The organism is Pseudozobellia sp. WGM2 (genome assembly GCF_017810075.1).
In the GTDB taxonomy this organism is placed as follows: Bacteria; Bacteroidota; Bacteroidia; order Flavobacteriales; family Flavobacteriaceae; genus JADNYK01.
This window is the reverse complement of the sequence record NZ_JADNYK010000003.1, coordinates 565011-578207: the sequence shown is the minus strand read 5'-3', so window position 1 is coordinate 578207 and position 13197 is coordinate 565011. Positions and strand designations below refer to the sequence as shown.

Sequence of the window (13197 nt, the reverse complement as noted above, 5' to 3'; positions counted from 1 at the left end):
TTATTAACTTAGGCCAATCAAGCATTAGGCGAATTTGTGTATTCGATTGCACAGACTGATCAAGAAATAGTGTTGCTTGGGTTTATTTTAATTTCAACTTAACTAAAACCAAATATATTGAAAATGAAATCATCTAGAAGATCTTTTATCAAGAAAACAGCAGTTGCAGGAACTGGGGTCATTGCCGCTCCTACTATTGTTTCCGCAAACGTTTTCGGAGCTAACGATCGTATTAATGCTGCAGTCTTAGGGGTAAATGGCAGGGGTAAATCGCATATCAAAAGTTTAATGGCGCAAGATAATGTTCGAGTGGCCACCTTATGTGATCCCGATATGAACATTCTTAAAGAGAGACAGAAGTCATTTAAAGAAACCTATGATAAGAAAGTATCTCTTGAGCAAGATCTGCGCAGGGTATTCGATGATAAAGATATCGATGTGGTAAGTATTGCCAGTCCGAACCATTGGCATGCGTTATCGGTAATCTGGGCCTGTCAAGCTGGTAAAGATGTTTACGTAGAAAAGCCTGGTTCACATAATATATGGGAGGGGCGTAAAATGGTCGAAGCTGCCAATAAATATGACCGTATCGTTCAACACGGGGTACAGCTTAGAAGTTCACCTGCCATCAATGAGGCCATAGGTTTAATGAGAGATGGCTATATTGGTAGAGTGTACATGTCTCGTGGACTTGTGTTTAGATGGAGGCCCGATATTGGGGATAAAGGCTTATCACAAGTGCCTGAAGGATTGGATTATGATTTATGGACCGGCCCTGCCCAAAAAGAACCGTTTACTCAAAACTTGGTTCATTACAACTGGCATTGGCATTGGGATTATGGTAATGGAGATGTAGGTAATCAAGGTATACATGAGACCGACCTTTGTATGTGGGGCTTAGATGTAGGGCTTCCAACACAAATAACCGCAATGGGCGGCAAGTTTCTTTGGAATGATAGTAAAGAAACTCCCGAGGTACTTACTTCAGTTTACAATTATCCGGAAGAAAATAAAATTATACAGTTTGAGGTTCGACCTTGGTGTACAAATGCCGAGGGCGGTGCTACTGTAGGTAATATTTTCTACGGTGACAAAGGTATTTTAGTAGTAGATGGCTACGATAAGTACACCACATATTTAGGTAAAGATAGAACACCTGGTAAATCTGGTGAAGATGGTGGTGAATCTGGTACTGGTATGGATCGAGGCAATGGCGGAACAGATGGCCACTTCGCCAATTTTATAGAAGCGGTTCGTAAACATGATAAATCTATACTTAATGGCCCAGTAGAAACAGCTCATTTATCTTCTGGTTTAGCGCATTTAGGTAACATTGCCTATAGAACGGGTCGTGTGCTTAATTTTGATCCTAAAACAGAGCGTTTTGTAAACGATGCCGAAGCAGATAAATATTTGACCCGTGATTATCGTGAAGGGTTTGAGGTTCCTGAAAATGTGTAGAGAATAATAAGAGGATTGTAAACCTAATTAATCATAGAAAGACGTTGACAGCCTCTGTTGACGTCTTTTTTATTTCTGCAAGATTAAAATTGCATCGGATTTTCAAGGAAATTGAAAATATTCTACTTTTGCCCTCTTAATACTTTTCTTCATGCTGCTTTTGGTAGATATGTGGATATCTGCTACCAAGCGTATATTTTGGCCCCGTAGTTCAATGGATAGAATAGAAGTTTCCTAAACTTTAGATGCAAGTTCGATTCTTGCCGGGGCTACTACCTTTTTAAAAGCTTTAGCAAAGAATTGCAATCGCTCATTGCCTTATTAATTTCATTTCAATCCAGTTCTATTATTGCTGATTTGATATGCTCTAAATTTTCTGCTTGAGGTATTTTTGCATAAAACTTTTAGGCGTGCGAAATCTTTTCTCTTTTATTGCATTATTGATTGGTCATACGGTTCTTCTAGGTCAAAACTCTTTTTCATTTGAAGGGCGTGAGAATAATCCGGGCTCTAAGAACTATTACGAAATTCAAGTTTCAGATGGTAAAGACAGTACATTTATTCCAGTAACCGTTTTTCATGGCGCAAAACCGGGCCCTGTATTGGGTATTACTGCTGGCATTCACGGTTATGAATACCCTCCGATACTGGCCGCCCAAAAAATTATTGAAAAGTTAGATGCCAAACAGCTAAGCGGAACGGTGATTTTAGTACAAATGGCAAATATTCCCGCATTTTTAGGGCGTAGTCCGTTTTTAAATCCGCTTGACGGAAAAAATTTAAATCGATCTTTTCCTGGTGAAGAAAAAGGTTCTATCACGGCACGTTTAGCTCATACCATCACCCAAAAGATAATTGCACGTTCAGACTTTTTTGTCGATATGCACGCGGGTGACTCCCCAGAAGATTTAATGCCATATAATGCGTGGTACAATTCGGAGGCTTTTCCTGAAGCATCTAAAAAAGGAAAAGCGATGGCTTTGGCAATGGGTTTTGACTATACGATACGGTTTCAAATTGCAAAAGAAAGGGTTCTTCAACCCAGCTTATATTGTTCTCAAGAAGCTTTTCACCGACAAATACCAACCGTAGATATCGAATGTGGTAGACTCGGTATGTCGGGGGAACAAGAGACGAATAAAATTGTTTCTTCGATATTTTCTTTGCTGTCACATTTGCAAATGATGCCCAATGAAAATTCTAACTCGAGCCCGTCGACTATAATTACGCAACGCACAAGTGTCAAAAGTGACCACACAGGCATTTTTTATTCTGAAAAACACGCGGGTGATAGCGTGACCAAGGGTGAAAGCATTGGGTATATCACTAATTTTTTTGGTGAACAAATAAAGGAAGTAACCGCGAATGCCAGTGGCATTATTCTATATAAAATCGGGACACCTCCTATAAATAAAGGGGATACCCTCTTTAATATCGGGCATTTGCCCTAAGTTTAGATTGGGCAACCTTATATTTTGTAAAATATTTGAAGTTTATCGCTTTGACCAGATTTCGTACATCGGCTCTCCCTTGCTATTTTTTCCGGTGTGGTGCCAATCGTTTCCTTTTATCTCATATTTGAATTGGAGAGTGGCCCCAACACGTGAGTTATCTTTAGAGAAATACTCGATTTGCTCGGTATATATGCCATCGGAAGAAGTAAAAGAGCCGCCTCCCGTACCATGAAATTTGAAGGTCTCGGTATTGTAGGCTATCCATTGAAATCTGCCGTCAATTAAAAATTTTAAGGTTTTTCTAGGGTTCTCGTCGCCGCGACGTTCTTGCCCCTCGTCAGGCCCTCGAGTGGCAAAGAGCCACTGCCCATCTAAGTCTTGCCCCAGATTTTTCGTTTTGGTAAATGTAAGTATGGGATCAGTATTCATTATCAATTTATCATCCGTCATCTTTACAGATACTGACCATTTTTTTGACTTATTCGAATCAAAGTCAGAATCGAATTCTAGCTTTACGGTCAATTCACCGTTTTCATGGGTGAAGTAGCCACCTTCGGTCTTAATGAATTTAGCAGGTGATTGGTCGTAAACAGAATGAACGATGTAATTGTCCTTGATTTTTAGCTCATGGCGTTGTCCTTTTTCCTCAGTCATATAAACTCCATTCGATAGCTGTGCATCCACCTGAATAGAGGTGAGAATTGCTAAATAAGAAATTAACGGTAAAATAATATTGAAAGAGGCTTTGTTCAGTTTCATAAAGAATATTTTTCTTGAATAAATTTAAAAATTAATTATCTCAATATGAATTTGTTATATTTATTTTTTAGTCAATAGGATAATGAGGAAATCCAGAAATTACAATTTATCGTAATTTCCATCCATTTCCTTGTTTTTTGAGAAATTTTGTTTTCATTTGTTCAAGTGTTTTAACACTTGTTAATCATTGCCTCTTAAACAAGGGATTGAATTATTAATCTTTTTAATTGTGTTATTTTTTATCTGTCGATCCCAATATATTCTGTGACCAATGCAATTTTCTTTTAAATGAATACCAAATACATCGATCTTATCGATCAAACCTATTACTTCCCACAAGAAGAGTTTACGCTAGAAGACGAGTTTCTTCGTTTTCACGGCATTCCACTAAATGAGTTGGTAGAAAAATATGGTAGCCCGTTGAAGTTTACCTATCTCCCTAAAATCTCCCAAAATATAAATCTTGCTAAACAATGGTTCGCGAACGCCATTGAAAAGCATAATTATAAAGGCAGGTACCATTATTGCTATTGTACCAAAAGTTCACATTTTCAGCATGTACTGAAAGAAGTACTGAACAATGAGGTTCATATTGAAACTTCGTCGGCCTTTGATATCAATATTGTAGAACAGCTTAAGAAATCAGGCAAGATTAAAGATGATACCTACGTCATCTGTAACGGATTTAAGAGAGAGCAGTACGTCGAAAACATAGCTCGCTTAATAAATCAAGGGCATCAGAATTGCATACCCATTATTGATAATTATGAAGAGCTCGATTTGCTCTCTGACGCGATTACAGATGATTTTCAAGTAGGAATTCGTATTGCATCCGAAGAAGAACCCAAATTTGAATTCTATACCTCTCGATTGGGCATAGGCTACAAGAATATAGTGCCCTTTTATGAAAACCAGATTAAGGATAATGACAAAGTAGAGCTAAAAATGCTTCATTTTTTCATTAATACCGGAATCAGGGATAATTCATACTACTGGAACGAATTGGTGAAATGCTTAAAAGTCTACGTTAGACTGAAGAAAATTTGTCCAACTCTAGATAGTTTAAATATCGGCGGGGGTTTTCCTATTAAGAACACTTTGGCTTTCGAATACGACTATCAATATATGATCGATGAAATTATCAATCAGATCAATATTACTTGTCAAGAAGCTAACGTGCCCGTGCCTCATATTTTTACCGAGTTCGGTAGTTTTACCGTTGGGGAGAGTGGCGGTGCCATTTATGAAATTCTGTACCAGAAACAACAGAACGACCGTGAGAAATGGAATATGATAGACTCTTCGTTTATCACAACATTACCTGATACCTGGGCCATCAATAAACGATTTATCTTGTTGCCCATCAACCGGTGGAAAGATGAGTATGAGCGTGTTCTATTAGGTGGTTTAACCTGTGATAGTGATGATTATTACAACAGCGAACAAAATATGAACGCTATTTACTTGCCAAAATTCAAGAGAGACAAGCCACTATATATCGGTTTTTTTAATACGGGGGCCTATCAAGAAACGATTGGCGGTTTCGGCGGTCTGCAGCACTGTTTAATTCCGCAGCCGAAACATATTCTAATTGATAAAGATGTTAACGGTGATTTTACTTATGAGCTTTTTAGCCAACAGCAGCGGGCCGAAGACCTTCTGTCGATTTTGGGCTACAACTTAAGTAAAGACGATCAGGCTTCAAAAGCCAAAGAAAAGGTTGAGCTTGAGAGCTAAAATGAGTTGATGTTTTCTGCGGAAATGTTATAAGAGTTAGAACTAATAGATTTAATTATAATAAAATGAGTACAAAAAAGAATTACGCCGGTATTCCCGACGAATTCGCACAACTTGAAAAGGCAAAAATCATTTTGATTCCTGTGCCTTATGACGGAACAAGCACTTGGGGAAAAGGGTCGGATAAAGGTCCTCAAGCGTTTTTAGAAGCTTCTGAAAATATGGAGCTTTATGATATTGAGACCGATACCGAAGTCTACGAGCAAGGTATTCATTTAACGGCACCTATTACCGAGAACAGTTCGGCCGAAGCCATGGTGAATGCCGTACACAAGACAACCAAAGAGTATATCAAACGAAACAAATTCGTAACCCTGGTTGGTGGTGAGCACTCTATTTCTATTGGTACCATTAGGGCCTTTAATGAATGCTTCGATAATCTTACGGTTTTGCATATTGATGCCCATGCCGATTTGAGAGAATCGTACGAAGGCACCAAATACAATCATGCTTGCGCCGTTCATGAAGCGAGTCAAACTACTAACCTGGTTCAAGTTGGTATTCGTTCTATGGATGCTATCGAGAAAACCTTTATGGATGATGAGAAAACATTCTTCGCCCATGATATGGTCAACGATGAGTATTGGATCGATAAGGTTATTGAGTCATTGACCGATAATGTGCTGATAACTTTTGACTTAGATGTATTGGATCCATCGATAATGCCATCTACTGGAACGCCTGAACCAGGCGGACTTTTCTGGTATGAGACATTAGATTTTCTAAAGCAGGTTTTTGAAGAAAAAAATGTAGTTGGCTTCGATATGGTAGAGCTGTGCCCGAACGAGCATGACAAGAGCGCAGATTTTCTGGCCGCAAAATTATATTATAAAATGCTTAGCTATAAATTTATGGGTAAGGCGGCCGATGAAGAATATGATAATACCTACGATGTAGATTATAAAGCGGCTAACGCAAGTTTAAAATATGACGATGACGAAGACTAAGGGCGAAATTTCAAAATTTATAGAAAAATACTATTTGCACTTCAACGCTGCGGCGCTGGTTGACGCGGCGAAAGGCTACGAAGACCAATTAAATGATGGGGCGAAGATGTTGGTTTCTTTGGCCGGGGCGATGAGCACGGCAGAACTGGGCAAGATATTTGCTGAAATCATCAGGCAAGATAAAGTGCATATCGTGTCTTGTACGGGTGCCAATTTAGAGGAAGATATCATGAACTTGGTGGCCCATTCCCATTATAAAAGGGTACCCAATTATCGCGATTTGACCCCCAAAGAGGAGTGGGGTTTACTCGAAAAAGGCCTTAATCGAGTAACCGATACCTGCATACCCGAAGAGGAGGCTTTTAGAAGGTTGCAAGAGCATATTTTCAAGATTTGGAAAGATGCCGAAGAGAAAGGCGAACGGTATCTACCTCATGAATTTATGTACAAAATGCTACTTTCAGGAGTGTTGGAAGAGCACTATGAAATTGACCTAAAAGACTCGTGGATGTATGCTGCGGCAGAGAAAAATTTACCGATTGTTTGCCCCGGCTGGGAAGATAGTACCATGGGTAATATTTTTGCTTCTTATGTGTTGAAGGGCGAACTGAAAGCCAGTACCATGAAATCAGGTATCGAATACATGACATTTTTGGCAGACTGGTATACCGATAATTCAGAAAACGGCATCGGCTTCTTTCAAATCGGTGGTGGTATTGCCGGTGATTTTCCTATTTGCGTGGTGCCCATGCTCTATCAAGATATGGAGCGCACAGAAACTCCATTCTGGAGCTATTTCTGCCAAATTAGTGATTCGACCACAAGCTATGGATCCTATTCCGGAGCGGTACCCAATGAAAAGATAACTTGGGGAAAGTTAGATATAGATACCCCTAAATTCATTATTGAAAGCGATGCAACTATTGTTGCCCCATTAATTTTTGCATATCTTCTAGACCTATGAGCAATAAAAGAGACCATTCAAATCTAAAACGTGTCATCGTTGATTTTAAAAAATTGACTCCAGAAGTTCTTAAGCTTCTGGTAGAAAGGTACCCTGATGGTTACGATGACAGAAATATAATATCTTTCAAAAATGCTCAAGGCGAACGTATCGAGGCTGTAGAAGTTTTGACTGAAGACACCAAATATTTGGTGAAAATTAGCGCCAAGCTTGAGTATACTATGGAAAATTATGATGAAGATGACTATGAAGATTTTGACGATGATGATCCAGAAGCGGTGGTTGAACCAGACCCCGAAGCAATGGATGACGTTGAAGATGATGATTAGTTACTCTCGAGCAAATTCCATTAGTTGGGTTTTTAGCCCGAAAATTTAATTTCCTAGGCCCTAAACCGCTAATATGATTTCGAAAGACATTGAAAATGTTGAGCTGAAATTTTTAGACCTGAAAGATTATCAGGAACTGAAAACAGCCATGAAAGAGGTATATAAAAATATACCCGATTCATATTGGGCAGAAAAGCAGATCAAATCTCTTATTAAACTGTTTCCCCAAGGGCAGGTCGTAATCAAGGTCAACGGTCAATTAGCAGGTTGTTCGCTATCGATTATTGTAGATTACGACGAGTTTGAAGATACACACACATTTCAAGAAATTACGGGTCAAGAAACCTTCAGTACCCATACCGAAGACGGAGACATTCTCTACGGTATAGACGTTTTCATTAAACCAGAGTTTCGCGGTCTTCGCTTGGGCCGACGCCTGTACGATTACCGCAAAGAACTTTGTGAAAAGTTGAATCTTAAGGGTATCGCTTTTGGGGGTAGAATACCTAATTACCATGAGTATGCCAACGAGTTGACTCCTAAGCAGTACATCGATAAGGTAAAACTGAAAGAGATTCATGACCCCGTCTTAAGCTTTCAAATCAATAACGATTTTCATCCCTCTAAAATTTTGAAAGGGTATTTAGAAGGTGATAAAGCTTCTAAAGAGTTTGCCGTTTTGATGGAGTGGGATAATATTTATTATAAAAAACCCAATAAAAAGGCGGCCACAAAAAAAAGTATTGTTCGTTTAGGCCTAATTCAGTGGCAGATGCGGCCCTATGATCGCCTTGAGGAATTATTACAGCAGGCAGAGTTTTTCATTGATTCTGTTTCTGGTTATCGTTCCGATTTTGCGCTCTTTCCAGAGTTTTTCAATGCTCCTTTAATGGCGGAAAATAATCACCTTTCCGAATCTGACGCTATTCGGGAACTTGCGCAACACACTGAGGCCATAGTTCAGAAATTCTCTGAGTTTTCAATATCCTACAATATCAATATCATTACGGGAAGTATGCCTGAAATGAAAGAAGATGGGTTGTATAATGTGGGCTATTTATGCAAACGAGATGGGTCGGTCGAGCGTTATGAAAAGTTACATGTGACTCCTGATGAGTCAAAGGTTTGGGGAATGCAAGGCGGTAATCAATTGAAGACTTTCGATACCGATTGTGGTAAAATAGGGGTACTTATCTGTTACGATGTCGAATTTCCTGAACTAAGCAGACTATTGGCTGATGAGGGTATGGATATTCTCTTCGTGCCCTTTCTTACCGATACCCAAAACGGCTTTTCACGAGTACGAAACTGTGCGCAGGCACGGGCAATAGAAAACGAGTGTTACGTTGCCATTGCGGGTAGTGTAGGCAATTTGCCCAAGGTTCATAATATGGATATTCAGTTTGCCCAAAGTATGGTCTTTACACCCTGTGATTTTTCGTTTCCGACCAATGGAATAAAAGCAGAGGCCACTCCGAATGCAGAAATGATCTTAATTGCCGATGTTGATGTAGACCTGTTGAGAGAACTGAACCAATTCGGTGCCGTTAGAAATTTGAAAGATAGAAGAAAAGATATTTTTGAACTTACAAAAAGAAAATAATTGAGTGATTTAAAGATTATAGGTAGTGAAGAGTGGTGTGTATTTAAAAACCTTGGTATTCCGGCAATAAAGGCCCGGGTTGACTCGGGTGCGAAAACATCTTCGATTCAGGCTACCAATACCAAAATAGTGATTAGGGGAGTGCAAGAATGGGTAAAATTTGAGGTTAACCCTTTACAGGAAAATCGAAGTATTGCCATTCAATGTGAGGCCCAACTGGTAGACCGCCGAATGGTCAAAAGCTCTTCGGGTATCTCTGAAGAGCGGTTAGTTGTCAAAACGGCCGTAACTATGGGCGGTGAAACTTTCGATATTGAGCTAACCCTCGCGAATCGTGACACTATGGAGTTTCGAATGTTATTGGGTAGAGAGGCGATAAGCGATCGATTTATGGTCAACCCAGCGGTAAACTACCAGGTGCAGAGTTTTGAGGATGACGAAATCAATAAAAAGTACGCTCCCTATTTTAAGAAAAAGACCGGTTTGAAAATCGCCTTATTAGCGAGCAATCCGAATTTATATAGTAACAAAAGAATCATGGAGGCGGCAGAGGCCCGAGGTCACGAAATTGTTTTTCTGAACGTTGAGCTGGCCTACATGAAACTTGATGCGCATTCCCCGGAAATTAGATATCGCGGGGGCAATATCTTAAAAGAGTTCGATGCCGTTATACCGAGAATAAAGCCCTCGGTAACTTTTTATGGGTGTGCCTTGATACGACAATTCAATAATTTGGGAGTGTATTGCCAAAATGCTGCCGAGGCCATTTCACAATCAAGGGATAAACTTTTCGCTTCGCAATTATTTTCTAAAAACGATATACACATACCGATTACCGGTTTTGCCAAATCACCGGCCGATACCAAAGACCTAATAAAAATGGTGAATGGAGCACCCTTAATCATTAAACTTTTGGAAAGTACCCAAGGTAAAGGTGTGGTTCTGGCTGAGACCAATAAAGCTGCAGAGAGTGTAATCAACGCTTTTAAGAGTGTGAATACCAATATTTTGGTACAAGAGTTCATCAAAGAGGCCAACGGTCAAGACATTCGGTGTTTCGTCGTAAACAATAAAGTAGTAGCGAGTATTCAGCGTCAGGCCGAGAAAGGTGAGTTCAGGGCGAACATACACCAAGGAGGCAAAGCTTCGATAGTGAAAATTACCTCTGAAGAACGTAAACTGGCGCAAAAGGCGGCCAAAGTCCTCAATTTGGCAGTTGCTGGGGTCGATATTATCAGGTCTAACAAAGGGCCACTTTTACTCGAAGTAAATTCATCTCCTGGTCTCGAAGGTATAGAAAATGCAACAGGTAAAGATATTGCCAATACCATGATTATGGCAATTGAGCGTAAACTTCGGTTCAATGGCTAATGGAATAGATACTGTAGAAGAGTAATTGAAAAAGGGGCAGAATGTTAATTTCGCCCCTTTTTTCGCACTTGTAATAAAATAAGTTAATCGTTGTATTCACTGGTAACAGTACCATTTTTATCTAAAACGACCGTTTTTTCGTCATTCCATCCTTTTTCTAAATCTATCTCGTAAGTAATGGTATTGTTTTCTTCCTTAGTTTCGATGTCGTCGATTTTATAGGCCCCATATGTGCTTGAAAGGGTTGATTTAATTTTTTCAGGCAAATCATCTTTTGAAATTTCCTGTTCTGATTTTACCACTTTGGCATCTGCATCATACCAGATTTCATGATCTCTTCTGTCGATTTCGAATTCGACCTGATATTGATTGCCCTCCTTTTCCCATTCAACATCCGAAGCGGTCGGATACGCTTTTTTAAACTCATCACTTAAGTTTTTTGGTATATCTTCGATTTTCAAATCTTGTGCGGTAATAGTGGCAGTAAGTAGAAGAGCTGCCAGAGATGTTTTTAAATTAAGAATATTCATATTTTTTTATTTTGATTTGGCACGAATATAGGAGGCAAAACTGTAAGGATTTAGGAATTGGATACAGGCGTCGTTCAAAAGAATTCCTATATGTTTTTAGATTTACTTTATACCTTTCCGACCATCCGACCTTGCGATACATCCAAAAACAAAAGATATTTATATTCTGGAAGGGGTTAAGCCCAAATTATTGGTTTTAGATCCCGATGGCAAAGCGAAAGACGTTCAGTTCTTTGATAAGAAAGCTTTTCCTCAACCGGAGGGTATCACTTTTAGCCCAGATGGTGCTCTTTACATTGCTACAGAGGCCAAAAAAAATGACAATGGAATGCTCTTCAAACTGAACATATCTGATTTGAAATAAATGTCAACGATTATTGTATGGCATTTCTAAAGCTCAATTAGTCGCAAGATTGTTCAACATCTCCTCGGTCGTTTTCTCCAAGTCGAATTTGGGTTTCCAACCCCAATCGTTTTGCGCTTGAGAATCATCAATGCTATTGGGCCATGTATCCGCTATGGCTTGTCTAAAATCAGGTTCGTAACTGATTTCAAAATCTTTGATATACTTTTTGATGATTTCAGCTATTTGAGCTGGGTTAAAGCTCATTGCCGCCAAGTTGTACGAAGACCTGATTTTGATATTTTCCGGTTCCGTATTCATGAGTTCAAGGGTTGCGCGAATCGCATCATCCATAAACATCATGGGCAATTCGGTATCGGCCTCTAAAAAGCAAGTGTATTTTTGCTCTGATAGGGCCTTGTGATAAATTTCAACAGCATAATCGGTAGTACCGCCACCGGGCATAGTTTTCCAACTGATCAAGCCCGGGTAACGAATACTTCTTACATCTACTCCGTATTTGTTGTGGTAATAATTGCACCAACGTTCACCAGATTGCTTGCTGATACCATAAACGGTGGTGGGTTCCATAATAGTGTTTTGTGGGGTTGAGTTTTCCGGAGTATTAGGCCCGAATACTGCAATGCTTGAAGGCCAGAAAACTTTATCGATTTTCTTGTCCTTAGCCAGGTTGAGTACATTGAACAAGGTGTTCATGTTGAGGTTCCATGCACGCATGGGGAATTTCTCTGCCGTGGCGCTCAACATGGCGGCCATAAGGTAGACCTCATTAATTTCGTAATACGCGATAACTTCTTCAAGGGCATCGTAATCAGTGGCGTCAAGAATTTCAAAAGGGCCTGTTTCCATAAGATTCTCGCTACCTTCTCTAATATCACTGGCTATAACATGGGCACCACCATGCATTTGGCGTAAAGCAAGGGTGAGTTCTGTTCCGATTTGGCCGCAAGCGCCTATGATTAATATGTATTTCTGCATTAAATGGAAGTTAAAAAGGATATAGGAGTAAAGATAACTGTTTGCAAAATTTGTACATTCGTTCTATGAAAAGAATGTTGTTTTTCGTAATGTTAATGCTCGTTTTCGTTTCCTGTAAAGACCAAAAAGAGATAGCGGTAGAAGACGGTTCATCGGAGTATGAGCTTAGTACCGAAAAATGGCCCAAAAAGCTGCCGGTTAATTCAAACGCCCAGGCCATATTAAATGATTGGGAAGAATTTAAAGCTTTTGAAACAACTTTCGATGCACTCTATAATGTAGAGAACAAAGACGATTTGGCACTTGCAATCGATGATTTGATTGAAAAACAAAAAGATTTGGAGGCTTCTACTTACCCCGAAAAATTCGACATCCCACAAATTAAGAGCCGTCAAAAAATTTTCAAGACCTATATGCTGAAAATAAAGGGAGACCTATTCTACAGGTTAGATCCGCAAGAATCAATTTTACAGATGTTCGAGGCTTATAATGCTTTTCGCAATCAGTTTAATGTGGTCGTCAACAATACGTTGGACACCAATTTGATTTTAGAAGAATAGAACAATCTAAAGCAGCATTCAATTTTTATAATGTGGTTGAATTGGATTTGCGTATTGAACTTCATGTAATCAATCATATT

General features: G+C 39.4%; 13 protein-coding genes and 1 tRNA gene. 11 read left to right on the top strand and 3 right to left on the bottom strand.

The window, feature by feature from the left end; all coding sequences use genetic code 11:
* Window positions 1-123: 123 nt before the first annotated feature.
* The 3 genes from IV512_RS09390 to IV512_RS09380 all read left to right on the top strand — a co-directional run bounded on the left by IV512_RS09390 (window position 124) and on the right by IV512_RS09380 (window position 2912).
* Window positions 124-1461 (top strand): Gfo/Idh/MocA family protein, encoded by a 1338-nt coding sequence (locus tag IV512_RS09390; protein WP_209402683.1) that lies wholly within the window; start codon window positions 124-126, stop codon window positions 1459-1461.
* 200 nt (window positions 1462-1661) lie between these two features.
* A tRNA-Arg gene (locus IV512_RS09385) sits at window positions 1662-1733 on the top strand.
* A 138-nt stretch (window positions 1734-1871) separates the two neighbouring features.
* Window positions 1872-2912 (top strand): M14 family metallopeptidase, encoded by a 1041-nt coding sequence (locus IV512_RS09380; RefSeq protein ID WP_209402681.1) that lies wholly within the window; start codon window positions 1872-1874, stop codon window positions 2910-2912.
* Between the two features lie 42 nt (window positions 2913-2954).
* Here IV512_RS09380 and IV512_RS09375 read toward each other — a convergent pair whose 3' ends face one another.
* Complete coding sequence (locus IV512_RS09375) at window positions 2955-3674, bottom strand: hypothetical protein (RefSeq protein WP_245224710.1); 720 nt, start codon at window positions 3672-3674, stop codon at window positions 2955-2957.
* Between the two features lie 288 nt (window positions 3675-3962).
* On the opposite strand from IV512_RS09375, the gene IV512_RS09370 reads away from it, so the two are divergent.
* The 6 genes from IV512_RS09370 (at window position 3963) to rimK (ending at window position 10685) form a co-directional block, all read left to right on the top strand.
* Entirely contained in the window at window positions 3963-5411 is a 1449-nt protein-coding gene (locus IV512_RS09370; RefSeq protein WP_209402679.1) for an arginine decarboxylase, read from the top strand.
* Window positions 5412-5476: 65 nt separating this feature from the next.
* Window positions 5477-6418, top strand: a complete 942-nt coding sequence (gene speB, locus IV512_RS09365) for an agmatinase (protein WP_100870623.1) — start codon at window positions 5477-5479, stop codon at window positions 6416-6418.
* Window positions 6405-7382, top strand: coding sequence for a deoxyhypusine synthase family protein (locus IV512_RS09360; RefSeq protein ID WP_100870624.1), 978 nt, complete (start codon window positions 6405-6407; stop codon window positions 7380-7382). The genes speB and IV512_RS09360 overlap by 14 nt, the downstream gene beginning before the upstream one ends.
* Window positions 7379-7711 (top strand): hypothetical protein, encoded by a 333-nt coding sequence (locus IV512_RS09355; protein WP_100870625.1) that lies wholly within the window; start codon window positions 7379-7381, stop codon window positions 7709-7711. Before IV512_RS09360 ends, IV512_RS09355 begins: the two co-directional genes overlap by 4 nt.
* A 73-nt stretch (window positions 7712-7784) precedes the next feature.
* Window positions 7785-9314 (top strand): bifunctional GNAT family N-acetyltransferase/carbon-nitrogen hydrolase family protein, encoded by a 1530-nt coding sequence (locus tag IV512_RS09350; protein WP_209402678.1) that lies wholly within the window; start codon window positions 7785-7787, stop codon window positions 9312-9314.
* Window positions 9315-10685, top strand: a complete 1371-nt coding sequence (gene rimK, locus IV512_RS09345) for a 30S ribosomal protein S6--L-glutamate ligase (RefSeq protein ID WP_209402676.1) — start codon at window positions 9315-9317, stop codon at window positions 10683-10685.
* An 83-nt stretch (window positions 10686-10768) separates the two neighbouring features.
* On the opposite strand, the gene IV512_RS09340 is transcribed toward rimK, so the two are convergent.
* Window positions 10769-11215, bottom strand: coding sequence for a PepSY-like domain-containing protein (locus IV512_RS09340; RefSeq protein WP_209402674.1), 447 nt, complete (start codon window positions 11213-11215; stop codon window positions 10769-10771).
* Window positions 11216-11405: 190 nt separating this feature from the next.
* On the opposite strand from IV512_RS09340, the gene IV512_RS09335 reads away from it, so the two are divergent.
* Window positions 11406-11579 (top strand): hypothetical protein, encoded by a 174-nt coding sequence (locus IV512_RS09335; RefSeq protein WP_209402672.1) that lies wholly within the window; start codon window positions 11406-11408, stop codon window positions 11577-11579.
* A gap of 33 nt (window positions 11580-11612) precedes the next feature.
* On the opposite strand, the gene IV512_RS09330 is transcribed toward IV512_RS09335, so the two are convergent.
* On the bottom strand, window positions 11613-12557 hold the full coding sequence (locus IV512_RS09330) for an NAD-dependent epimerase/dehydratase family protein (RefSeq protein ID WP_209402670.1): 945 nt from the start codon (window positions 12555-12557) through the stop codon (window positions 11613-11615).
* A gap of 65 nt (window positions 12558-12622) precedes the next feature.
* On the opposite strand from IV512_RS09330, the gene IV512_RS09325 reads away from it, so the two are divergent.
* Complete coding sequence (locus tag IV512_RS09325; RefSeq protein WP_209402668.1) at window positions 12623-13117, top strand: hypothetical protein; 495 nt, start codon at window positions 12623-12625, stop codon at window positions 13115-13117.
* Window positions 13118-13197 lie beyond the last annotated feature (80 nt).